The sequence below is a fragment of the Pseudomonas sp. MNR3A genome, assembly GCF_009650575.1.
Taxonomy (GTDB): domain Bacteria; phylum Pseudomonadota; class Gammaproteobacteria; order Pseudomonadales; family Pseudomonadaceae; genus Aquipseudomonas; species Aquipseudomonas machongensis.
In genome coordinates this window covers 16575-39609 of the sequence record NZ_VZZS01000012.1, presented here as the reverse complement: position 1 = coordinate 39609, position 23035 = coordinate 16575, and the positions used below count along the sequence as shown (strand labels likewise).

General features: G+C 63.3%; 21 protein-coding genes and 1 other RNA gene. 10 read left to right on the top strand and 12 right to left on the bottom strand.

Annotation, left to right across the window (positions count from 1 at the left end; translation table 11 throughout):
- Positions 1-61 precede the first annotated feature (61 nt).
- An RNA gene (ffs, locus tag F6X62_RS10080) (signal recognition particle sRNA small type) lies at positions 62-158 on the top strand.
- A gap of 130 nt (positions 159-288) precedes the next feature.
- Here the strand turns inward: ffs and F6X62_RS10075 are convergent.
- On the bottom strand, positions 289-1233 hold the full coding sequence (locus F6X62_RS10075) for a helix-turn-helix domain-containing GNAT family N-acetyltransferase (protein WP_153773433.1): 945 nt from the start codon (positions 1231-1233) through the stop codon (positions 289-291).
- Positions 1234-1473: 240 nt separating this feature from the next.
- On the opposite strand from F6X62_RS10075, the gene F6X62_RS10070 reads away from it, so the two are divergent.
- The 4 genes from F6X62_RS10070 to F6X62_RS10055 all read left to right on the top strand — a co-directional run bounded on the left by F6X62_RS10070 (position 1474) and on the right by F6X62_RS10055 (position 5609).
- The gene (locus tag F6X62_RS10070) at positions 1474-2520 is read left to right on the top strand and encodes an N-acetylmuramidase family protein (RefSeq protein WP_153773400.1); all 1047 of its coding nucleotides are present in this window, start codon (positions 1474-1476) and stop codon (positions 2518-2520) included.
- A 1-nt stretch (position 2521) separates the two neighbouring features.
- Complete coding sequence (locus tag F6X62_RS10065) at positions 2522-3142, top strand: hypothetical protein (protein ID WP_232233557.1); 621 nt, start codon at positions 2522-2524, stop codon at positions 3140-3142.
- A 106-nt stretch (positions 3143-3248) separates the two neighbouring features.
- Positions 3249-3659, top strand: coding sequence for a hypothetical protein (locus F6X62_RS10060; protein WP_063543945.1), 411 nt, complete (start codon positions 3249-3251; stop codon positions 3657-3659).
- Between the two features lie 9 nt (positions 3660-3668).
- Positions 3669-5609 carry a hypothetical protein gene (locus tag F6X62_RS10055; protein ID WP_153773399.1) on the top strand — a complete coding sequence of 647 codons (1941 nt, stop codon included), beginning with the start codon at positions 3669-3671 and terminating at the stop codon, positions 5607-5609.
- Here the strand turns inward: F6X62_RS10055 and F6X62_RS10050 are convergent.
- Positions 5603-6361 (bottom strand): ABC transporter substrate-binding protein, encoded by a 759-nt coding sequence (locus F6X62_RS10050; protein WP_125930391.1) that lies wholly within the window; start codon positions 6359-6361, stop codon positions 5603-5605. The two genes, F6X62_RS10055 and F6X62_RS10050, sit on opposite strands and share 7 nt — an antisense overlap.
- 132 nt (positions 6362-6493) lie before the next feature.
- Here F6X62_RS10050 and dnaX point away from each other — a divergent pair, with 132 nt between their 5' ends.
- The 3 genes from dnaX (at position 6494) to recR (ending at position 9632) form a co-directional block, all read left to right on the top strand.
- Positions 6494-8548, top strand: coding sequence for a DNA polymerase III subunit gamma/tau (dnaX, locus tag F6X62_RS10045; protein WP_153773398.1), 2055 nt, complete (start codon positions 6494-6496; stop codon positions 8546-8548).
- Between the two features lie 62 nt (positions 8549-8610).
- Complete coding sequence (locus F6X62_RS10040) at positions 8611-8946, top strand: YbaB/EbfC family nucleoid-associated protein (protein ID WP_054893640.1); 336 nt, start codon at positions 8611-8613, stop codon at positions 8944-8946.
- A gap of 83 nt (positions 8947-9029) precedes the next feature.
- Positions 9030-9632, top strand: coding sequence for a recombination mediator RecR (gene recR / locus F6X62_RS10035; protein WP_054893641.1), 603 nt, complete (start codon positions 9030-9032; stop codon positions 9630-9632).
- A gap of 199 nt (positions 9633-9831) precedes the next feature.
- Here recR and F6X62_RS10030 read toward each other — a convergent pair whose 3' ends face one another.
- From F6X62_RS10030 to gcl, 8 genes are all read right to left on the bottom strand, one after another.
- Positions 9832-10830, bottom strand: a complete 999-nt coding sequence (locus F6X62_RS10030) for a sulfate ABC transporter substrate-binding protein (RefSeq protein WP_054893642.1) — start codon at positions 10828-10830, stop codon at positions 9832-9834.
- A 93-nt stretch (positions 10831-10923) separates the two neighbouring features.
- A complete protein-coding gene (locus tag F6X62_RS10025) occupies positions 10924-11760 on the bottom strand; it encodes an ion transporter (RefSeq protein ID WP_063543957.1) in 837 nt (278 codons plus the stop codon).
- 45 nt (positions 11761-11805) lie between these two features.
- The gene (locus F6X62_RS10020) at positions 11806-12681 is read right to left on the bottom strand and encodes an urea transporter (RefSeq protein ID WP_153773397.1); all 876 of its coding nucleotides are present in this window, start codon (positions 12679-12681) and stop codon (positions 11806-11808) included.
- 231 nt (positions 12682-12912) lie between these two features.
- Positions 12913-14328, bottom strand: coding sequence for a pyruvate kinase (pyk, locus tag F6X62_RS10015; RefSeq protein ID WP_153773396.1), 1416 nt, complete (start codon positions 14326-14328; stop codon positions 12913-12915).
- Positions 14325-15599, bottom strand: a complete 1275-nt coding sequence (locus tag F6X62_RS10010) for a glycerate kinase (RefSeq protein WP_153773395.1) — start codon at positions 15597-15599, stop codon at positions 14325-14327. The genes pyk and F6X62_RS10010 overlap by 4 nt, the downstream gene beginning before the upstream one ends.
- A 245-nt stretch (positions 15600-15844) precedes the next feature.
- The gene (locus tag F6X62_RS10005; protein ID WP_153773394.1) at positions 15845-16738 is read right to left on the bottom strand and encodes a 2-hydroxy-3-oxopropionate reductase; all 894 of its coding nucleotides are present in this window, start codon (positions 16736-16738) and stop codon (positions 15845-15847) included.
- 154 nt (positions 16739-16892) lie between these two features.
- Positions 16893-17675, bottom strand: coding sequence for a hydroxypyruvate isomerase (hyi, locus tag F6X62_RS10000; RefSeq protein WP_063543965.1), 783 nt, complete (start codon positions 17673-17675; stop codon positions 16893-16895).
- 54 nt (positions 17676-17729) lie between these two features.
- Positions 17730-19505, bottom strand: a complete 1776-nt coding sequence (gene gcl / locus F6X62_RS09995; RefSeq protein WP_063543967.1) for a glyoxylate carboligase — start codon at positions 19503-19505, stop codon at positions 17730-17732.
- Between the two features lie 257 nt (positions 19506-19762).
- Between gcl and F6X62_RS09990 the strand changes: the two genes are divergently transcribed.
- On the top strand, positions 19763-20203 hold the full coding sequence (locus F6X62_RS09990; protein WP_153773393.1) for a heme-binding protein: 441 nt from the start codon (positions 19763-19765) through the stop codon (positions 20201-20203).
- A gap of 66 nt (positions 20204-20269) precedes the next feature.
- Here F6X62_RS09990 and F6X62_RS09985 read toward each other — a convergent pair whose 3' ends face one another.
- Complete coding sequence (locus tag F6X62_RS09985; RefSeq protein WP_054893651.1) at positions 20270-20881, bottom strand: TetR/AcrR family transcriptional regulator; 612 nt, start codon at positions 20879-20881, stop codon at positions 20270-20272.
- Positions 20882-21155: 274 nt separating this feature from the next.
- On the opposite strand from F6X62_RS09985, the gene F6X62_RS09980 reads away from it, so the two are divergent.
- Positions 21156-22070 carry a DUF808 domain-containing protein gene (locus F6X62_RS09980; RefSeq protein WP_153773392.1) on the top strand — a complete coding sequence of 305 codons (915 nt, stop codon included), beginning with the start codon at positions 21156-21158 and terminating at the stop codon, positions 22068-22070.
- Between the two features lie 54 nt (positions 22071-22124).
- Here F6X62_RS09980 and F6X62_RS09975 read toward each other — a convergent pair whose 3' ends face one another.
- The gene (locus F6X62_RS09975; RefSeq protein WP_054893653.1) at positions 22125-22907 is read right to left on the bottom strand and encodes an outer membrane protein OmpK; all 783 of its coding nucleotides are present in this window, start codon (positions 22905-22907) and stop codon (positions 22125-22127) included.
- Positions 22908-23035 lie beyond the last annotated feature (128 nt).

Here is a 23035-nt window from a genome sequence, read left to right as displayed (position 1 = left end):
TTCCCTGCGTAACGGTACAATGGCGCGGCTCGTCACCTGATGAGCTGCGTTATGGTGGCCCCACCGGTCCCCCCGCATTGATTACCCGTTAACCTGGTCAGGCCCGGAAGGGAGCAGCCACAGCGGGAACATCGAGTGCCGGGGTGTGGCTGGTGGGGCTGCCTCCATTTCTCTCGAAGTCCTGCTCTCGAACGGCTTTCGCTCTTTCACCGCCTGGTGATCCAAAGCGTGACGCACCGTACGCCTAGCCCTCCCTGCCTTTGCTTATCCCGCCACTTGGTCCCATCGTCAGCGTTTACGCGTGAACTGCTGTTCCGTAACCGTCGAGCCCCATTGGCTGCCTTGCTCTTCATGAGTCAGTTCGAAGCCCAGCGATTCGTAGAGGTGCCGGGCGGCTTCCAGTCCTTTGAACGTGTGCAACTGGATTGCCGAGAAGTTCTGCCGGTCACAGAAAGCGACTGCTTCGGTGAGTAGCCGGCGACCTACACCGCCACCACGGCAGCCATCATCCAGCAGGAACCAGCGCAGGTGAGCTTCATCGTTCCCGAGGTCCTCGCCGTCGATAGCCACCGACCCTACGATTCGGCCAGCGTCTTCAGCGACCCAGACTGCGTTGCGCGGGTTCCCCAGCCGTCCTGCAAACTCGGCAATGTTGGTTGCAACCCTGCTCTCGAAGAACTGGCCGAAACCGGCATGGCGCGAGTAGTAGCTTGCATGCATCTGCGTCATGCGTCCGATCAGGCCGGGACGGTATCCGAGGGTGATTTGAATCCTGGAGGCCGCTGTTTCGGTGGGCTGTTGGCGAGAAGCCTTCAACGCCTGGGCATAGGCATTCAGACCTTGGGCGATGACCTGCTGTTCTTGCGGGGGCAGTGGGGCCAGCGTTGAGCTGACCTGCATTTGCCCGTAGGCATGAATCTCTTCAAGGGTGCGTTTCCCTTGCTCGGTCAGGCGCAGTTGCTTGGTGCGGCCATCCTGCTCACTTTCATGCTCTTGCAGTTCACCCAGTTGAACGAGCTTCGCAACCATGCGGCTCACGCTGGACTTCTCAAGCCCTAGCGCCTGCACCAGTTGAGCGGCAGTCCGCTCCCCATGCTCGCCTAGCTCAAGCAGCGTGTGAACGGCAGAGGGGGAGTACTCCGTGCCTGCCAGCGTCGTTCGCATGAAGCCCAGTTCACGGACCATCGTGCGTGAGGCGGAGCGGATTTGCTCCACGACCGAAGGGTCGATCATTTTCAAGGTCTCATCAGGAATGGTTGCGCAATACAACCATGTTTGGTTGTATTGCGCAACCATTCGTCGGCCCCTGGGCGGTTCGCTGCGGGTGAAGACTGCTTCACAGCCTTGAAGTCCGGTTCTGGACAACTGAAAACACCCTTGTTAGTTTGCGTCCGCCATGTATTTCAAAATATGACAGTGGCACTTAAGTGATATTGATTTGATATCAATTTATGACGAGCAAGGACGCATTGAATGAAAAGCCTGCAAGGTTTGCCCAGTCTTATCAGCGCTTCGGTAGGCACGCCCGGTAAAGCCCGAAACTTGCCCGCCGATGTTCAGTGCATCCAGTACCTGTTCAACCTACTCATCCCGCGGCTCGGTTTTCCATTGCCCGAGAATGGCCGTTGCGACGGGCAGCTGGTGCAGCGCATCAGTCAGTACCAGTTCCGTCACCTGAAGTACGCGCATCCCGATGGGGTCGTCGATCCGAATGGGCGCACTTTCAACAGCCTGGTCGAGGAGGCTGTTCGAGTGCCGGTCAAGTTGATTCCAGCACTGCGCCTGCCCACCTTCATCAATGTCTTCGCCAATAATGTCGACGCCCAGGTGCAGGCCACGGTCAATCATTATCTGGACCGGATGCGCGCGGTGATCGAAGCCGAGCGGCGCAATCGGCAGATGGTGCTGCAGGTCACCTGCGATGGCGGCATGACGCTCAGCGACAGCGACTTCCAGAACGCCGCCACTCAATTGGGCAACGGCATCTCAGCCAACCTGATCAAGGCATTCGCCACGGTGGAGTCGGGTGGTCGTTCGGGTTTCGGGCCGGCCAAGCTGCCGGTGATCGCCTTCGAGGGGCATCACTTCCAGCGCTATACCAAGCACAAGTACGACCAGACTCATCCGCTGCTCTCGTACAAGTACAAGAAGAAAGCCGGCCCGCAGTGGCAAGCCAACAACAAGGATCAGGCCAAGGCCTGGGAAACCATGGCCACGGCATTCGGGCTGGATCAGGAGGCGGCATTGAAGTCTGCGTCCTGGGGCATGTTCCAGATCATGGGTTTCAACTTCGCCGATAGCGGGCACGCGAATGTGTTTGAATTCGTCGCGGCCATGAAACTCAATGCCGGGCAGCAACTCAAGGCCTTCCTCGGTTTCTGCAGCAAGAACCCGTCGTTTATCAAGGCGGCGAAGAACAAGGACTACGCCGGCATGGCCGCCAGTTACAACGGCAAGGATTATGGTGACTATGACGTGCGTATCAAGAAGGCCTACGAAGCACTTGAAGGGAAGAAGTGACATGGCAAAGAGTTTCTCGCGGCGACTGACTGTTCTGGCCACCGCACTGCTGGGATTGTCCGGGGCTGTTCATGCAGACGCCGCCGTACTGAAGCCCGGGCAATACGATGCGCTGATGCTGGCGGTCACGCCGGATCGCCAGGTGGAGGGCTACTATTCCGAGGTCCTTGGCGAAGGTGTGACCCGGCATTGCACTTTCTACCTCAAGGGGCAGATCAGCGGCGATGGGGCGGTTGCGCTGGCCACCTGGGAAGACCAGGCCTTCCCCGGCAGCCTGGCGGCCACGGGCGATGGCGTTACCCTCACTGTGGCACGAGGCCGCGAGCATCCCGGCTGCGTCAGTGTGCTGATGCCGGAGATCGCCACGGGGCTGGAGCTCAGTCGCTATGCGGAAAAGCCCTGGATCGCGCTGCTGACGGTCACTGCTGACAAGGCCTATCTGCGCAAGCAGGCGGGCAGCAGCGCGAGCAAACGACCCTATATCGTCAAAGGCGATGTAGTGGGCGTGCTGGCGTTCAAGGACGGCTGGGCCAAGGTCGAGTTCATCAACCAGGACGACCGCTCGTTCACGGGTTGGATCAGTCAGGATCAATACCGCCGACTCGTTGCGCCCAAGGGCTGAAGCTGTGCTCGGGTGACGAGCCGAGCCCGCCGCACCTGCATTTATCGGCAAACAGGCTTATGATGCGCCTCTCGCAGCCCACCCATTTCTGAGAGAGGCCATCAGCATGGATCAGGTTGACGATCTGACCCGCCAGCGCATCCGCGACTGGCAAGCGCGCCGCCTGGAGATCAAGGACCAGATGGCCTCGCACCCCGAGCGCACCCTTGAGCTTTCGAAAGTACTCGACCAGATGGAAGAGGAACACGAACGCATCCTTGGCGAAGCCACGCCCGCAGCCGACACCCCAGCAGCGGTCGATCAGGCACCGGGGCTGGATTTTCGCCTGAGCGTCTCGGCGCGCAATGCCCAGGACCTGCGCAAGCTGCTGGAGATGGCGCTGCACGAGCTCGATAGCGCGCTGGCTGCCGAAGCCCGCTGCGAGGATGACGCGCGGCGCGTCTACCCGGGCGGCATGTCCGGCTCGCTGGGCGCCTACGCCTATGAACTTGAAGCCAATCCCGACACCAGCGAATGACCTGCGCGCATGCAACCTGAACACTACGATTTCGCCGACACCGTATTTCTTCCCGTTACTCTGGAAGTCTGCCAAGGCCTGCTCGAGGATGCCTCCGGGCTCGAAGGGTTGAGCGATCCGGAGCTGGCGGCGGTGCTGGTGATCCAGAACCTGTCCCAGGCGCGCGAGCAGGTGCTCGACCCTGCGGCGGCGGAAAAGGTGCTGGCCAGGTTGCTGCAGTGGTCGGTGCGGGGGCCGCATGCGCCGGGCGTAGGGCTGGGCTCCGAGGCGCGGCGGCTGTTCGATGCGCGCAAGCTGTATTTCGGCCTGGAAGTCATCAAGGGCTCGCGCTTGCAACTGCTGGGGGCCGAGGAGGTGGCGCAGCGCGAGTACTTGTTGGATGACGGTACCTGGGACATGCGCTTCAGGTCGCTGCGCCACCCGCGCCACAATCCGTTCAGCCAGCAGGCCCTCACCGGCTTCAATAAAGAGCGCTGGCTGACCCGCGAGCAAGACAAGTTGCTGCGGGTGCTGCGCGCCAATCCTGACGAAGACCTGCATGTGCAGGGCTATGCGGGCATCGGCAAGAGCTACCTGCTGGGAGCGCTGATCGATTGCCTGCCCAGGGGGCGGGTGTTGGCACTGGCGCGCACGCCCGGCAAGCTCGACGCCCTGCGGCGGCGTATCGGAAAAGGCTCCAAGGCTGGCAAGACGTTCGCCGAGTTTGCCCAGGCCCTGCTGAGCGTGCCTGGGCGGCCTGCCGCACGCGCATCGGCACGCCTGCCGGGCAAGCGCGCGGTGGCCGAAACCCTGAACATCCTGGGCTTTCGCCAATACGATGGCGAAAAGACCCTGGATATCTGCCTGGAGCTGCTGAAAAACTACTGCGAGTCCCGCGATCACAGCCTCACTGTGCGCCACCTTCCGCACTTCGCCCAGGCGCTGTCGCGGCTGGATAGCCAGGTGCTGCTCGAATACGCCAGCCGCCTGTGGACCTATCTGCAGGACAACCCTGCCTGGGATCGCCAGACCGGCTTCCCCACGTTGCTGCTGCTCAAGCGCGCCAGCCTCTATGGCCACAGTGTGCCGAGCCGCTACAGCCATGTGATCGTCGACGAGAGCCAGGACATGCCTGGCCCGTTGATGCAGATCATCGAGCGTGGCCGCCAGGTGCTGATCACGCTGGGTGACGAATACCAGCGTGCCGACGGGCCTGGGCTGCGCCGCGCGCGTCAGGTGCGCCAGCGCGACATCGCCTTCTCGGTGCGCTGCGGGCCGAAAGTGGAGCGGCTGATCAACCCGCTGATCGGGGTGCATTCGCAAAAATCCAAGCTCGCCTTCGAAGGCGCCGGCAGCGTGGATGTCGGCATCGAGCACTACCCCCTCGATTTCGTGCCACCGCAAGGTTGTGTGGTGCTCACCGCGTCGCCCTGGGATTCGATGAAGTGGGCCATGCAACTGGCCGACAACCAGTGCCGGGTGGGCTTCTCCGATAACGTCGGGATGCAGCGTTTCATGTCCAGCGTCGTGCAGTTGTTCCGTGCCGACCTCTATGGCGCGGGCAGCGATGGCCAGGACACGCACGCCTATTTCGCCCACGCGCTGAACTGGCGACAAGTGCATGAGGACAATCGCTTCGACGAGTCATTCCTGTGGGTCGAGGCGCGGCTGCAGGACGGTTTTCGGATTGCCGAGCTCAACGCCTTGTCGGCACGCTTCTCCAATGAGCCGGACAGCCTGTTGCTGATGCCGGCGCAGGAGGCCGGGGGGCAGGAGTTCGATCACGTGCTGTTGACCCAGGAACTGATGGCGCTGAATCCGTTCAAGGATGCCTACGCCTTCGACAACCGGGTCTGCGCGGTCTATATCGCGCTATCACGTGCCCGGCGCCATCTGTATCTGCCCTACGATGTGGACGAGTGGGTGGCCTACCACAAGGGCCAGAAATTCCGCGAATCACACGGCTACTGATCGGCCGACAGCGTCCCTTGCACCTGGGTGTAGCGCTCGATGATCCGATCGATTTCGCCGGACTGCTTCAGGCGCACCAAGGCCCGCAGCACCTGCTGAGCGGGAATGGCCGGGTCGTTGCGCACCATGCAGCCCAGGTCCTGCTCTTCCAGCAGGGCCAGCGGGCGCAGGCGCTGCTCCCGGGGTTGCTGGCGGTTGAACCATTGCAGCGACAATTGGTTGCTCACCGCATAACGATAACGGCTGGCTTGCAGTTTCTGCAGGGCCAGGTCCTGGTTGCGGCTGTCTTCCCGCGTCAGCAGACGCTGCGCGAACATCGGGTCCAGGGTCGGGTAGGTGTAGCCCAGTACTGTACCGATGGGTTGTGCGGGCAGTTGCGCCAGGCCGCCGGGCAGCCCATCGCCAGCACGCCCGACCAGCAGGTCGCGTTGGTGGATCAGCGGCACGCTCCAGATGAACTCACCGGGCCGTTCGTTGAGCCAGTTGCTGGCCACGTAGCAGCGCACGTCGATGTCGCCAGCGGCCATGGCCTGCTCCAGGCGCAGGCGCGCCATCACGTGGTATTGCGGGCGTACCCCGGCTTCGCGGGCCAGGGCCTGGATCAGGTCGAAGAGAATGCCGTCGACCGGCACGTCGCCCTCGGTGCGCATCAACGGCATGCTCCAGCTCTCCGCGACGGAAAAGCGCAGCACCGGCTGCTCGGCAAGGCCGCTTGAGCTCCATAGCAACAGGATGGCGAGAAGTCGCCGCACGTCTATCCTCCTTGGACTTTCCATGTTCACCGGCAGCGCCCAAAGTCTAGACGAGCCGGGCAGGGTGCAATTTTGCCCCCGCTCCGCTAGCATTAGCGATCTTCCGCTCGATCAGGCTGCGATGGTTTTTTGATGAGTTATCAGGTTCTTGCACGTAAATGGCGCCCGCGCTCGTTCCGCGAGATGGTAGGCCAGACCCATGTGCTCAAGGCATTGATCAACGCCCTGGACAACCAGCGGCTGCATCACGCCTACCTGTTCACCGGCACCCGAGGGGTCGGCAAGACCACCATCGCGCGGATCATCGCCAAGTGCCTGAACTGCGAAACCGGTATCACCTCCACACCTTGCGGCACCTGTTCGGTATGCCGGGAAATCGATGAAGGCCGCTTCGTCGACCTGATCGAGATCGACGCCGCCAGCCGCACCAAGGTCGAAGACACCCGCGAACTGCTCGACAACGTGCAGTACGCGCCCAGCCGCGGACGCTTCAAGGTCTACCTGATCGACGAAGTGCACATGCTGTCCACCCACTCCTTCAACGCCTTGCTCAAGACGCTGGAAGAGCCGCCACCCTACGTCAAATTCATCCTCGCCACCACCGATCCGCAGAAGTTGCCGGCAACCATTCTTTCGCGCTGCCTGCAGTTCTCGCTGAAGAACATGAGCCCGGAGCGGGTGGTCGAGCACCTTACCCACGTGCTCGGCGCCGAAAACGTGCCATTCGAGGAAGATGCCCTGTGGCTGCTGGGCCGCGCCGCCGACGGTTCGATGCGCGATGCCATGAGCCTGACCGACCAGGCCATCGCCTTCGGCGAGGGCAAGGTACTGGCAGCCGATGTGCGGGCGATGCTCGGCACGCTCGATCATGGCCAGGTGTACGGTGTGCTGCAGGCCTTGCTCGAAGGTGACGCCCGGGCGCTGCTCGAGGCGGTGCGCGCCCTGGCCGAGCAGGGGCCTGACTGGAATGGCGTATTGTCCGAGATGCTCAACGTGCTGCACCGGGTCGCCATCGCCCAGGCCTTGCCGGAGGCGGTGGACAACGGCCAGGGCGATCGCGACAAGGTGCTCGCGCTGGCGGCTGCGTTGCCGGCCGAGGATGTGCAGTTCTACTACCAGATGGGCCTGATCGGTCGGCGCGACCTGCCGCTGGCGCCGGATCCGCGGGGCGGCTTCGAGATGGTCCTGCTGCGCATGCTCGCCTTCCGCCCGGCCGACACGGATGACGCGCCGAAACCTGCGCTAAAGTCGGTGGGGATCAGCCAGGCCACAGCTGATCCAGCCAGACCGGTGGCAGCTGCGACCGTGGTTGCCGAGCCTTCCGTGGTTGCCGCTGCGCCTGAGCCTGTTGCGCCGCCCGCACCTGTGGTCGATAAGGTACCCGTCGTCGAGCCGGTCGCTGCTGCTGTGCCTGCCGTGGCACCGGAACCGCTGCCTGCGATCGAGCCCGAGCCCGTGCACGCCGTTGCGCCGCCAGAGACAGTCGTCGATCTGCCGTGGGAAGAGCCTTCCCCAACGGTCGCGCCCTCGGCGCCGGTCATCCCGGCCGCCGTCGCGCAGCCGCCTGACGATCAGCCGGACTACGACGAACCGCCCTTCGATCCGTCGGCGTATGCGTCGGTCGGCATGGAGCGCGACGACGACGGTGTGGATGACGATTACTACGCACCGCAAGCCGATCCGGCAGGTTTCAGCTACCTGGACGAGCTCGCCGAGCATATCCAGGAGGACGCACCTGCGGCGGCGCCCGAGCCTCTGCCCGCGGCGCAGCCGGCCACGGGCCTGGCCCTGCAATGGCTGGAATTATTCCCACAGTTGCCTGTCTCCGGTATGACAGGCAACATCGCCGCGAACTGTACGCTGATCAGCGCCGATGGCGATGACTGGCTGCTGCACCTGGACCCAGGCCAGGGTGCGTTGTTCAACAGCACCCAGCAACGCCGGCTCAACGAGGCGCTCAACCAGCATCTGGGGCGTACGCTACGCCTGCAGATCGAGCTGATCCGCCCCGAGCAGGAAACCCCCGCGCAGGCCGCCGCGCGCAAGCGCGCCGAGCGCCAGCACGACGCGGAGCTGTCGATCGAGCAGGACCCGCTCATCCAGCAGATGATCAAGCAGTTCGGCGCCCGGGTGCGGCACGATACAATCGAACCTGTAGACGCCGCCCTGGCAACCCCGGGGCAGTGAAGCGAACCCCTTGCGCCCGGCCTCGTGCCGGCCGCATACATGACCCAATCGAGGATTCTCCCATGATGAAAGGTGGCATGGCCGGCCTGATGAAGCAGGCTCAGCAGATGCAGGAAAAAATGGCCAAGATGCAGGAAGAGCTGGCCAATGCAGAAGTCACCGGCCAGTCCGGTGCAGGTCTGGTCAGCGTGGTGATGACCGGTCGTCATGATGTCAAGCGCGTCAACATCGACGCCAGCCTGATGTCGACCGATCCGGACGACAAGGAAGTGCTCGAGGACTTGATCGCCGCGGCACTCAACGACGCCGTGCGCAAGGTCGAGCAGAACAGCCAGGACAAGATGGGCAGCATGACTGCCGGCATGCAGCTGCCGCCTGGTTTCAAGATGCCGTTCTGATCGACGGTTTGCAGCACATGGGGAGCACGATCGACTGATCGCTGCTCCCTTCTTCATTCTGTACCACTGACAGGCCTGCCTACATGAGCTTCAGTCCCCTGATCCGCCAACTGATCGATGCCCTGCGTGTGCTCCCGGGTGTCGGCCAGAAAACCGCCCAGCGCATGGCCCTGCAGTTGCTCGAGCGCGACCGCAGCGGAGGCACGCGCCTGGCACAGGCCCTGAGCCAGGCCATGGAAGGTGTTGGCCATTGCCGCCAGTGCCGCACCCTGACCGAGCAGGAGCTGTGCCCGCAGTGTGCCGATCCACGCCGCGACGACACGCAACTGTGCGTGGTGGAAGGGCCGATGGATGTGTATGCGGTAGAGCAGACCGGCTACCGTGGCCGTTACTTCGTGCTCAAGGGGCACCTGTCTCCGCTCGACGGCCTGGGCCCCGAGGCGATCGGTATTCCACAACTGATGGCGCGGATCGAGGAGCAGGGCACCTTCAGCGAGGTGATCCTGGCGACCAACCCCACGGTGGAAGGCGAGGCGACGGCGCATTACATCGCCCAGTTGCTGGCCGAGAAGGGCCTGACTGCCTCGCGTATCGCCCATGGCGTGCCGCTGGGGGGGGAGTTGGAGCTGGTGGACGGTGGCACGCTTGCGCATGCCTTTGCCGGGCGCCGTCCTATCTCGCTGTAAGCGTTGGGGCAGCCGGCGCACGGCCCTCAGCACCGGTGCGGTACCTGTGGGAGCGGGTTTACCCGCGAAAAAGACACCGCGCTGCTTGGCACGGGCTACGCCCGTGTTCGCGGGACAAGTCGCAGCGGCGAACCGCCGCTCCTACAGATACAGATGGGGTGGTCGGTGTGATTGGGGCGCGCAGCGCGCCCCAAGCCAGTTACTTGTTGGTGTAGATCTGATCGAACACGCCGCCGTCGTTGAAGTGGGTCTTCTGCACGGTGCGCCAGTCACCGAAGGTCTTCTCCACCGAGAGGAAGTCGACTTTCGGGAAACGGTCGGTGTACTTGGCCAGGACGGTGGCATCACGCGGGCGCAGGTAGTTCTGCGCAGCGATTTCCTGGGCCGCCGGCGACCACAGGTATTTGAGGTATTCCTCGGCCACGGCGCGGGTCTGCTTCTTCTCGACCACCTTGTCGACCACGCTCACCGGTGGCTCGGCTTCCGCCGACACGCTCGGATAGACCACTTCGAACTGATCACGACCGAACTCGCGGGCGATCATCTCGGCTTCGTTCTCGAAGGTGACCAGCACGTCGCCGATCTGGTTGGTCATGAAGGTCGTGGTGGCAGCGCGACCGCCAGTGTCGAGCACCGGTGCCTGCTTGAACAGCTTGCCGACGAAATCACGGGCCTTGGCTTCGTCGCCGCCTTGCTTGAGTACGTAGCCCCAGGCCGAGAGGTAGGTGTATCGGCCGTTACCCGAGGTCTTGGGGTTGGGCACGATCACCTGCACGCCATCCTTGAGCAGATCCGGCCAGTCTTTCAGCGCCTTCGGGTTGCCCTTGCGCACGATGAACACGGTGGCCGAGGTGAACGGCGCGCTGTTGTTCGGCAGGCGGGTAACCCAGTTGTCCGGCACCAGCTTGCCGTTGTCGACCAGGGCATTGATGTCGGTGGCCATGTTCATGGTGATGACATCGGCCGGCAGGCCATCGATCACAGCACGCGCCTGCTTGCTCGAGCCGCCGAAGGACATCTGCACGTTGACCTTTTCCTTGTGCTCTTCTTCCCAATGCTTCTGGAACGCCGGGTTGTAGTCCTTGTAGAAGTCGCGCATCACGTCGTACGAGACGTTCAGCAGGGTCGGCGCGGCCTGGGCCAGGTTGCCGAGGGCCAGGCCTGCGGCGAGCAGCGAGGCGCTGAAGAGTTTTTTCACAGAGGCGTTCCTTGTTGTGAGTGAAAGTTTGGCAATGTGCCAGTAACTATAACCTTTGGTTCTTGAGCCATTAAAGATCAAAACAGACTTTGCTTATGCCTGCTTGGTCGCTGCCTTGGGAAACAGCGCATTGCCACAGCGCGAACAGAATGCTGCCGTCGGCTCATGGGTTTTCTTGGCGCAGGTCGGGCAATCGTGGCGCAACTGTTCGCCGCGCATGGCGTTGGCCAGCTCGGCAGTGAAGATCCCGGTGGGCACGGCGATGATCGAGTAGCCGATGATCATCACCAGCGATGACAGTACCTGGCCCAACGGCGTCTTGGGCACGATGTCGCCGAAGCCGACCGTGGTCAGGGTGACGATGGCCCAGTAGATGCCCTTGGGAATGCTGGTAAAGCCGTGCTCGGGCCCTTCGATCACGTACATCAGCGTACCGAACACGGTGACCAGGGTCGAAACGCTGACCAGGAACACGATGATCTTCTGTTTGCTGCCGCGCAACGCCTCGAGCAGATAGTGCGCCTGCTTGAGGTAGGGGCTGAGCTTGAGCACGCGAAAGATCCGCAGCATGCGGATTACCCGGATGATCAGCAGGTACTGGGCGTCGCTGTAGTACAGGGCGATGATCCCCGGCACGATGGCCAGCAGGTCGACCAAGCCGTAGAAGCTGAACGCATAGCGCAGCGGCTTTGGCGAGCAGTACAGGCGAGTGAGGTACTCGGCGAGGAAGATCGCCGTGAAGGCCCACTCGATGCCTGCCAGCAGGCCGGAATAATTGCGGTGCACATCGTCGATGCTGTCGAGGATGACGGTGACCAGGCTGGCCAGGATGATCAGCAGAAGGATCTTGTCGAAGCGTCTTCCAGCGACGGTGTCGGTCTGGAAGACGATGACATAGAGCCGCTCGCGCAGGCTCGAAGGGGTGTCCATGGGCTCGTTCCGTTATACGTTGCCGGTGAGCCTAGGGGCTGGCTCTCAACCGTGCAAGCGTTGCGCGCTGCGCTGTCGGCCTTGCTGTATGAGATGACCGCCCAGGTGCATCAACCAGCAAGCGAGGACGAAGGGCGCGGTGAGCGCCGGCAGCGGCCACAGACTGGACAGCGCCTGCAGCAGCAGGGCCAGGGCGATGGCCAGCAGCGGGACCCAGGGGCGTTCGCCCTGGCGGCTGAAGGCCAGTGCGGCCAGTGCGGTGTTGAAACCATACAAGCCCATCCAGGCCGCAGCTGCCTGGTCAGCGAGCAAGGCCGCACCGCCACCGATGGCTGAGCCGATCAGGGCCCAGCACGCAGCACGAGGCTGGGCGAAGAACATGCCGGCGACGATCAGCAGGCCCGCCAGCGGTGCATCGAGCAGAAACACCTGGCCGACCCCACGCAGTACCCCGTGCACGTGGCTGGCTTCGGCCTGGCCGCTGACGCCGGGCTCGATGATCAGCAGCATGATCCAGCCCAGCAGCACGAAAGGCGCGGTATAGGCCAACAGCAGAGGGCCGCCGCGCTTGCGCCACTGGTGGGTGATGATGCTCGACAGGCCGCCTGCAGCAAGGATCAGCGCAGGCACGATCGCCGACCAAGGCACCAGCGCACTGATCAGCAGGCCGATCAGCACACCGTTGTAGCTGTAAAGGCCGGCCTGGCGATCAGCGCGGGCATAGCCGCGGCGCTGCGCCGTGAGCAGGCCGGCGAGGGCGCCAAGCAGCGCGCCGCCGACCAGGTCCGGGGCGGTGAGCAGGATGGCCAGCAGGCAGCATAGGCCGCACAGGGGATCGCGCAGCAGCAGCACCTGGCTGAAGCCGTTGAGCAGCGCCGTGGCCCAGTCGGGGCACGGGTTGATGAAATTCTTGGTGTACATGGGCAGTCGGCAAGGTGAGTGAAAGGCGCTGGGCCTCTTCGGGCCTCGGTTGTGCGCCATTGGATTGGCTCTGCGCGCTCTGTAGGAGCGGGCTTGCCCGCGAAAAAGACACCGCGCTGCCTGGCACGGGCTACGCCCGTGTTCGCGGGACAAGCCCGCTCCCACAGGGATTGGGCTGGCCTTCAGATTTCGAACAAGACAGTTGCTTCTACAAAGGTGCAGAGCCGGTCTTCAGATCAAGGTCTCGATCCGCAAGGTATTGGTGCTCCCCGGCTGGCCGAACGGCACCCCCGCGGTGATCAGCAGGGTGTCGCCACGGCTGGCCATGCCTTGCGCCTGGGCGATCTCAAGCGCAGTCGAGCAGATCTCATCGACCTGGCGCAGGCGGTCGTTGACCACCGAATGCACACCCCAGGTGACGCTGAGTCGGCGCGCGGTCTTGAGGTTCGGGGTCAGGTTGAGGATGGGGGCCCGTGGCCGCTCGCGGGCGGCGCGCAAGGTCGAGGCCCCTGACTCGCTGTAGTTGACCAGCACCGCCACCGGCAGGATGCCGCTGATGCGCCGAATCGCGCAGCTGATGGCGTCCGAAACCGTGGCTTCGGCCTTGGGGCGGCCAACGTCGAGCTGGGCCTGGTAGTCCGGGCCGTTTTCCACCTGGCGGATGATCTTGCTCATCATCTGCACCGCCTCCAGTGGGTAGTCGCCGGAGGCGGTCTCGGCCGACAGCATCACCGCGTCGGCGCCTTCGGCCACGGCATTGGCCACGTCGGTGACCTCGGCGCGGGTCGGAGCAGGCGAGAAGCGCATCGACTCGAGCATCTGCGTCGCCACCACCACCGGCTTGCCCAGTTGGCGGCAGGTACTGATGATGCGCTTCTGGATCTGCGGCACGCTTTCAGCCGGCACTTCCACGCCCAGGTCGCCACGGGCGACCATGATCGCATCGGACAGCTCGGCGATGGCCAGCAGTTGCTCGACCGCCGAGGGCTTCTCGATCTTGGCCATCAGGTAGGCACGATCGCCGATCAACTGGCGCGCCTCGACGATATCCTCGGGGCGCTGGACGAACGACAGCGCCACCCAGTCCACGCCCAGTTCCAGGCCGAAGGCCAGGTCGCGGCGGTCTTTCTCGGTGAGCGGGGAGAGGTCCAGCACAGCTTGAGGGACGTTGACGCCCTTGCGGTCGGACAGCTCGCCGCCGGCCAGCACTTCGGTGTCGATGGCGTCGGCGTGCTTGGCGGTGACCCGCAGGCGCAGCTTGCCATCGTCGAGCAGCAGGTCCATGCCGGGCTCCAGCGCGTCGATGATTTCCGGGTGCGGCAGGTTGACCCGGCGGCTGTCGCCGGGGGCCTTGTCCAGGTCCAGGCGCAGGGCCTGGCCACGCTGCAACTGCACCTTGCCTTCGGCGAAACGGCCGACACGCAGTTTCGGCCCCTGCAGGTCCATGAGGATGCCCAGCGGGTAGTTCAGTTGCTGCTCGACCTCGCGGATCCACTGGTAGCGCAGGGCGTGATCGGCGTGTTCGCCGTGGCTGAAGTTGAGGCGGAAGATATTCACTCCGGCTTCGACCAGTTGGCGGATGTCATCGATGCCGTTGATCGCCGGCCCCAGGGTGGCGAGGATTTTCACTTTTTTATCGGGCGTCATGATTGCGAGGTCTCGAGGATCAGGATGGCGCGGAAGTCGTTGACGTTGGTGCGGGTTGGCTCGGTGACGATCAAGGCATCGAGCGCGGCGAAGTAGCCATAGCCGTTGTTGTTGTCCAGCTCGTCACTGGCCGACAGGCCCAAGGCCTGTGCGCGGCTGAAGCTGTCCGGGGTCATCAGGGCACCGGCGTTTTCTTCGGAGCCGTCGATGCCGTCGGTGTCGCCGGCCAGTGCGTATACGCCAGGCAGGCCCTTGAGGCTTTCGGTGAGGCTGAGCAGGAACTCGGCGTTGCGCCCGCCACGGCCATCGCCGCGCACGGTGACGGTGGTCTCGCCGCCGGACAGGATCACGCAAGGGGCCTTCAGCGGCTGGCCATGCAGGACGATCTGCCGGGTGATGCCGGCGTGCACCTTGGCCACTTCGCGCGATTCACCTTCCAGATCCCCCAGGATCAGTGGGCTGAAACCGGCCTGGCGGGCTTTCACCGCGGCAGCCTCGAGCGATTGCTGGGGTTTGGCGATCAGTGTGAAGTGGCTGCGCGCCAGGGCCGGGTCATCGGCCTTGACGGTTTCCGATGCCGGGTTGTTCAGCCAGTCGATGACCGCCTTGGGCGCCTCGATGTCGTAGCGCTTGAGGATCGCCAGGGCATCGGCCGAGGTGCTCGGGTCGGCCACGGTGGGGCCGGAGGCGATGACGGTAGCCAGATCGCCCGGCACATCGGAAATGGCGTAGGTATAGACGGTGGCGGGCCAGCAGGCCTTGGCCAGGCGTCCGCCCTTGATCGCCGAGAGGTGCTTGCGCACGCAGTTCATCTCGCCGATGGTGGCGCCGGACTTGAGCAGCGCCTTGTTGATCTGCTGCTTGTCGGCCAGTGTGAGGCCCTCGGCGGGCAGTGCCAGCAGGGCCGAGCCGCCGCCGGAGAGCAGGAAGATGACGCGGTCGTCTTCATCGAGGTTGCTGACCAGTTGCAGCACGCGCTTGGCGACCGCAAGGCCGGCGGCGTCGGGGACCGGGTGGGCGGCTTCGACCACCTCGATCTTCTGGCAATTGGCGCCATGGCCGTAGCGGGTCACGACCAGGCCCGAGACTTCGCCCTGCCAGCTCTTCTCGACCACTTCGGCCATGGCGGCGGCGGCCTTGCCAGCGCCGATGACGATGACCCGGCCGCTGCGATCGGCGGGCAGGTGAGGTTCGAGGACCTGACGGGGATGGGCGGCGGCGATGGCTGTGTCGAACAGCTCGCGCAGGAGTTTCTGTGGATCGACCGACATGGCAGGCTCCCAAAATTCTTGTTGTTCTGCAGAATCGAAAACGCCCCTGGAACTGCCTCCGTGCAGGCCGAACCAGGGGCGGGTGTTGCTCGGTGTCACCTGATGAACCTGTGGTCGCAGGCTCATCGGGGCAGGCTTCTTCGCGGGTGAACCCGCTCCCACAGGATTACCGCAGCCCTCAGGCCTGTGGAGTACCTGTGGGAGCGGGTTTACCCGCGAAGAGGCCCTTGAGGGTTACATCAAGATCACTTGTCGTCACGAATCGAGAAGTTGGCCATGTGTTCCAGCCCCTTGATCAGTGCCGAGTGGTCCCAGTTGCTGCCACCCAGTGCTGCGCAGGTGTTGAACACCTGCTGGGCATTGGAGGTGTTGGGCAGGTTGATGCCCAGCTCCTTGGCACCCTGCAGGGCCAGGTTGAGGTCTTTCTGGTGCAGGCTGATACGGAAGCCCGGGTCGAAGGTGCCCTTGATCATGCGCTCGGCATGGACTTCGAGGATCTTCGAGGAGGCGAAACCGCCCATCAGCGCTTCGCGCACCTTGGCCGGGTCGGCGCCGTTCTTGGCGGCGAACAGCAGCGCTTCGCTGACGGCCTGGATGTTCAGGGCGACGATGATCTGGTTGGCCACCTTGGCGGTCTGGCCATCGCCACTGCCGCCGACGCGAGTGATGTTCTTGCCCATGGCTTCGAACAGCGGCAGGGCGCGCTCGAAGGCTTTCGGGCAGCCGCCGACCATGATGCTCAGGGTTGCGGCCTTGGCGCCGACTTCACCGCCGGACACCGGGGCGTCCAGGTAGGTGGCGCCGGTTGCCTTGATTTTCTCGGCGAAGGCCTTGGTGGCGGTGGGGGAGATCGAGCTCATGTCGATCACCACCTTGTTCGGGCCGACGCCTTCACCAACGCCATTCTCACCGAACAGCACGCTCTCGACCTGCGGGGTGTCGGGCACCATCACGATGATGAATTCGGCTTCCTGCGCCACCTCTTTAGGGTTGGCCAGGGCCACGGCACCTGCGGCGACCAGGTCGGCAGGGGCGGCGTCGTGGTGGGTGGAGACGAACAGGCTGTGACCTGCTTTCTGCAGGTTCTGGGCCATGGGCTTGCCCATGATGCCGGTGCCGATGAAACCGATTTTAGCCATGAGAATGTGCCTCTTTGTATTTGTGATATCTCAAGCGAACTGAGCGCCTTGTGGGAGCGGGCTTGCCCGCGAATGCGGCAGGTCAGGCGACGAAGGTGTCCTTGCGGGCGCCATCGCGGGACAAGCCCGCTCCTACAGGGAGCGACTGTGTTCGTTAGATCGCGTTATGGGTTTTCAGCCAGGCGAGCCCGGCCTCGGTGGTGGTCTTGGGCTTGTACTCCGCACCCACCCAGCCCTGGTAACCGATGCGGTCCAGGTGCTCGAACAGGAAGCGGTAGTTGATCTCGCCAGTGCCCGGCTCGTGACGGCCGGGGTTGTCGGCGAGCTGGATGTGGTTGATCTGCTTGAGGTGGGTTTCCAGGGTCCGCGCCAGGTCACCTTCCATGATCTGCATGTGGTAGATGTCGTACTGCAGGAACAGGTTGGCACTGCCCACCTCGGCCTGGATCTCCAGGGCCTGGGCGGTGGTGTTCAGGTAGAAGCCTGGGATGTCGCGGGTATTGATCATCTCCATGACCAGGCGAATCCCGGCGGCTTCGAGCTTGTCGGCGGCGTACTTGAGGTTGTCGACGAAGGTCTTGCGCACCTCGGCGCACTGCAGGCCTTGTGGGCGGATACCGGCCAGGGCATTGACTTGCTTGTTGCCCAGCACCTTGGCGTATTCGATGGCCTTGTCGACGCCGGCGCGGAACTCTTCGATGCGATCGGGATGGCAGGTGATGCCGCGTTCACCTTTGGCCCAGTCGCCTGCAGGCAGATTGAACAGCACCTGGGTCAGGCCGTGGGCATCGAGCTGCTGCTTGATCTCGCTGGCGCTGAAATCGTACGGGAAGAGGTATTCGACACCGCTGAAGCCCGCATCTGCGGCGGCTTTGAAGCGGGCCAGGAAGTCCTGTTCGGTGAACAGCATGGACAGGTTGGCAGCGAAGCGAGGCATGGTTGTCTCCTTGCAGATGAAAGCCCCCGGCAGCCTGCGCGGGGGCGTCGGCAATCAGTCGAGCAGCGAGATGGCGGTCGGCGCGTCGTTGCCGACCAGCGCGAGGTCTTCGAACTCGTTGACCGCGTTGATCTCGGTACCCATGGAAATGTTGGTGACGCGCTCGAGAATCACCTCGACCACCACCGGCACGCGGAACTCTTCGGCCATTTTCTGCGCCTTGAGCAGGGCAGGGGCGATTTCGCCCGGCTCGAACACGCGCAGCGCCTTGCAGCCCAGGCCCTCGACCACGGCGACGTGATCCACGCCGTAGCTGCCGGCTTCGCTGGAGTTGATGTTCTCGAACGCCAGTTGTACACAGTAATCCATGTCGAAGCCACGCTGGGCCTGGCGGATCAGGCCGAGGTAGGCGTTGTTCACCAGCACATGTACGTACGGCAGGTTGAACTGCGCACCGACGGCCAGCTCCTCGATCATGAACTGGAAGTCGTAGTCACCCGACAGCGCCACCACCTTGCGTTTCGGGTCGGCCTTGACCACACCCAGGGCCGCCGGGATGGTCCAGCCCAGCGGGCCGGCCTGGCCGCAGTTGATCCAGTGGCGCGGCTTGTACACGTGCAGGAACTGCGCGCCGGCAATCTGCGACAGGCCGATGGTGCTGACGTAGCAGGTGTCCTTGCCGAATACCTGGTTCATTTCTTCGTATACGCGCTGCGGCTTGACCGGCACGTTGTCGAAGTGAGTCTTGCGCTGCAGGCTCGACTTGCGCTGCTGGCAATCTTCCAACCAGGCCTTGCGGCACTTGAGCTTGCCGGCCGCTTTCCATTCGCGGGCCACTTCCAGGAAGGCGTCCAGCGCAGCGCCCGCGTCGGAGACGATGCCCAGGTCAGGGGTGAACACACGGCCGATCTGGGTCGGTTCGATGTCGACATGCACGAACTTGCGGCCTTCGGTGTAGACATCGACGGAGCCGGTGTGGCGGTTGGCCCAGCGGTTGCCGATGCCGAACACCAGGTCGGACTTGAGCAGGGTAGCGTTGCCATAGCGATGCGAGGTCTGCAGGCCGACCATGCCGACCATCAGTTCATGGTCGTCAGGGATGGTGCCCCAGCCCATCAGGGTCGGGATCACTGGCACGCCGGTCAGTTCGGCGAACTCGACCAGCTTGTCGCTGGCGTCGGCATTGATGATGCCGCCACCTGCAACCAGCAGCGGACGTTCGGCGTCATTGAGCAAGGCCAGGGCTTTCTCGGCCTGGATTCGCGTGGCCGAAGGCTTGTGTACCGGCAGTGGCGCGTAGGCGTCGATGTCGAATTCGATTTCGGCCATCTGCACGTCGAATGGCAGGTCGATCAGCACCGGGCCTGGGCGGCCGGTACGCATCTCGTAGAAGGCTTTCTGGAAGGCGTAGGGCACCTGGCCCGGCTCCAGCACGGTGGTGGCCCACTTGGTCACCGGCTTGACGATGCTGGTGATGTCGACGGCCTGGAAGTCTTCCTTGTGCAGGCGGGCGCGGGGGGCCTGGCCGGTGATGCACAGGATCGGGATGGAGTCGGCCGAGGCGCTGTACAGGCCGGTGACCATGTCGGTGCCGGCTGGGCCGGAGGTGCCGATGCACACACCGATGTTGCCTGGGTTGGCGCGGGTGTAGCCCTCGGCCATGTGCGAGGCACCTTCGACGTGGCGAGCGAGGACGTGATCGATGCCGCCGACTTTCTTCAGGGCCGAGTACAGCGGGTTGATGGCAGCCCCGGGAATGCCGAATGCCGTCTCTACGCCTTCACGGCGCATGACCAGAACGGCTGCATCGATTGCTCTCATTTTGCTCATGATTTGTGCCTCATCGATTTTGTAATTGTATACAACTTGCTTTGCGCCAAAGTGTATTCACGCTCTGAGCTTCAGGTCAATGCATTTTCATCGGGTCGATTGGCTTTCGCTGGAAACCCCACAGAAAAGGCGTTCTATCTGTTGGAGTACGATCGTTCAAACATATTGTATACAAAAAATCTTTCTGTTGTGTTCTATTTGCTTATCGGTTTTCAACTGCCCATCAGGGCTTCTCACAACAAGAAGAGGACCTTTCCATGAACGCAATGACGCTCAACGTCGCCAACACCTTGGTCGCCGCCGCCCTTGCCGCCGGGCGCAAGATCGACGCCGCACCGCTGACCGTGGCGGTGCTGGATGCCGGCGGCCATCTGCTGGCCTTGCAACGCGAGGACGGTGCCAGTCTGTTACGTCCGCAAGTGGCGATGGGCAAGGCCTGGGGGGCTGTGGCCCTGGGCAAGGGGTCACGCCTGCTGGCGCTGGATGCACAGCAGCGACCGGCGTTTTTCGCGGCGTTGAACGGCTTGGGCGAGCGGTCGGTGGTACCCGCACCAGGTGGGGTGCTGATCCGTGATCAGTCGGGGAAAGTGCTGGGTGCGGTGGGGATCAGCGGGGACACGTCGGACATCGACGAGCAGTGCGCAATCACTGCCATCGAGGCGCTGGGGCTTACGGCTGATGCTGGGGTAGCTGTCTGATACTGCGCTGGCCTGCGCTCCCGCCAAGGCCCGTCGGCCACGGGTGGGAGCGGTGTACGCCGACCGTCAGGCCGCCTCGGGCTCACACCCCTTGAGCACCAGGCGGATGATGGTTTCGGCGGCGGCGTCGTAATCGCTGTCGGCGAGCTTGGCCTTGCCGGTCACCACGGCAATCTGCCAATCGAAGTCGGCGTAGGTTTGCGTCGCCGCCCAGATGCTGAACATCAGGTGATGTGGATCGACCGGGGCGATCTGGCCGCGTTCGATCCAGCGCTGGATGCACTCGATGTTGTGACGCGCCTGCTCGTTGAGCTGCTCGACCTGCCCAGGCGAGAGGTGCGGGGCGCCGTGCATGATCTCGCTGGCGAACACCTTGGAGGCATGCGGCAGGTCGCGGGAGATGCGGATCTTCGAGCGGATGTAGCCGCTGAGCACTTCTTTGGGATCGCCATCGGCGTTGAACGGCGTGGACGCCTGCATGATCGGCGCGATGATGCTCTCGAGCACCTCGCGGTAGAGGTTCTCTTTCGACTTGAAGTAGTAGTAGACGTTCGGCTTGGGCAGACCGGCCTTGGCAGCGATATCGCTGGTCTTGGTGGCGGCGAAGCCTTTGTCGGCGAATTCCTCGCTGGCCGCGCGCAGGATCAGTTCCTTGTTGCGCTCGCGAATCGTGCTCATGGTCTATGGATCTTCCTGTGACTGGCCGCCTCTAGGCTCTGTACGAAAAGCCTTGATACTCGGTGATGCTGCGTTGAAAACCGCCTCGGAATGCTCATTTACAAATCCGTAAACTCCGCTTCCTCGGCTGTTTTCGCCTTGCCTGACCTTCGTCTCAAGGCTTTTCATACAGACCCTGAGAGCGTCGGGCATGGTAGCACCGGCCCAGAGAGCGGCTCAAGGCGACGGCATTGGGCTAGAATCGGACCTTTGCAATCATTGGAAACACAACGACATGGCAGGAAGCAGCTTACTGGTGTTGATCGACGACATCGCCACGGTGCTGGACGATGTTTCGCTGATGACCAAGGTCGCGGCGAAGAAGACCGCAGGCGTGCTGGGCGATGACCTGGCGCTCAACGCCCAGCAGGTGACCGGGGTACGGGCCGAGCGGGAGATCCCGGTGGTCTGGGCGGTGGCCAAGGGCTCGCTGCTGAACAAGGCGATCCTGGTGCCGGCGGCCCTGTTAATCAGTGCCTTCATCCCCTGGGCGGTCACGCCGTTGCTGATGCTCGGGGGTGCCTACCTGTGCTTCGAGGGCTTCGAGAAGCTGGCGCACAAGTTCCTGCACAGCAAGGAGGAGGATCAGGCGCAGCACACGGCGCGCAAGGAGGCCGTGGCCGATGCGAATGTCGACTTGGTCGCCTTCGAGAAGGACAAGATCAAAGGCGCAGTGCGCACGGACTTCATCCTCTCCGCCGAAATCATCGCCATCACCCTCGGTACGGTGGCCGATGCGCCGCTGAGCCAGCAGATCATCGTGCTGTCAGGCATTGCCGTGGTCATGACATTGGGTGTGTACGGGCTGGTGGCCGGAATCGTCAAGCTCGATGACCTGGGGCTGTGGCTGACCCGCAAGGGCTCGAGCCTGGCACAAGCGGTCGGTAATGGCATCCTGCGTGCGGCCCCCTACATGATGAAGAGTCTGTCGGTGATCGGCACCGCGGCCATGTTCCTGGTCGGTGGCGGCATTCTCGTGCACGGCATCGCGCCGTTGCACCATGCCATCGAGGCCTTTGCCGGCGGACGTGGCGGGGCACTGACCGGGGCGTTGATCAACGGCGTGCTGGGAGTGGTAGCCGGGGCGGTGGTGCTGGCGGTGGTGAGTGTGGCTGGCAAGTTGTGGCGGGCGCTGCGGCCTGCGGCGTGATCATCGGCGAGTCTGCTTCGCGGTTTTACCCGCGAAGCAGACTCACCGCTCAGATCAGAAGTGCACCTTGACCAGGAAACTCATGGTGTTCTGGTCAGTGGTGAAGGCATCGCTGTCCTTGATCCCGTACTTGTCGCTCCAGTAGTCGTACTCGATACCGACGTACAACTGCTTCTCACCCAGGTGCAATGCCTTGCCCAGGTCATATTTGACCTGCGGGTTGAAGTGCAGGTTGGCGTGGTAGCTGCCACGGCTGTTCTCGTCGTTGTCCACCACCCAGTCCATGAAGCCGTCGATCAGCACATCCGATGAGCCCACGGGAATGGTGTAGGACCACACTGGAGTGATCTGCCAGACATGATCACCCGGGCGGCTGCCATCGGTGGTGCGGTGGTAGAAGTTCAGCTGGAAATAGTCGAAGCCAGGAATCGCCAGGTCGAAGCCAGGGCCGATCAGGTAGGACTCGGTATCACCCTCGCCGAACTCGTAGGTCATGGCCAGCAGCACATCCTTGACCGGGCCGAACTCCAGCTTCTGGTCGAAGATCTTGCCGAACGACAGGCGCGGGCTGATCTCGCCGTAGTAGGTGTTCGGGCCGTTGTTCGCGTCTTTCTTGCCCTGGTAGAAGATCTTGTCGACGAAGATGAAGTTGTCGCCGTACTTCCAGGCATCGGCGTGCTCGAAGGTGACGGTCTGCTGGGTCTCGGGGTTGACCTTGAAGTTCTTGCCCCAGAGGTAGGTCAGGCTGTTGGTCTGCCACTGCAGCAGGTCGTCGGCGAAGCTGGTGCCGCAGGCGAGCAGGCCGCCGGCGAGGATCAGGCTGTTGATGATGCGCATTGCGTGTGTCGCTCCCTTGATTGGATGTTGCTGTCAGCGCTCGTGTCGGCGCCTTTCTTGTCTTTCGGGTCAGTTTTTTCGGGTTGGCCACAGCTCTCTGGCAAGTGCTGCGCCAACTTTCCGGGTTG